This is a genomic window from Streptomyces sp. URMC 126, from assembly GCF_051386555.1.
GTDB lineage: Bacteria > Actinomycetota > Actinomycetes > Streptomycetales > Streptomycetaceae > Streptomyces.
In genome coordinates this window covers 1-231 of sequence record NZ_JBPQTX010001419.1, presented here as the reverse complement: position 1 = coordinate 231, position 231 = coordinate 1, and the positions used below count along the sequence as shown (strand labels likewise).

Below are 231 nucleotides of genomic sequence, written 5' to 3'. Positions count from 1 at the left end.
CCTCCAAGACGTTCGGGTAGTAGTGGCTGATGAAATCGTGGACGACGCGCCCGTTGATCGTCAGCGTGTCGTAGAAGCCCTCGTGGCCCTCGATGAACTCCTCGATCGCCGCGGGCGCCCCCCGCGCGACGCCGGTGGCGTCGAGCACGCGGGCGAGCTCGTCCCAGCCGTCGGCCCGGTACGTGCCCGCGGCACCGGCGGCGGCGCGCGGCTTGACCACCAGCGGGAAAC

The 231-nt window shown here is 71.4% G+C and carries 1 protein-coding gene; it reads right to left on the bottom strand.

Features of this window, described 5'->3' with window-relative positions; all coding sequences use genetic code 11:
• The coding region (locus ACSNOK_RS36500; protein WP_436784934.1) for a hypothetical protein at positions 1 to 231 on the bottom strand (231 nt) is incomplete at both ends.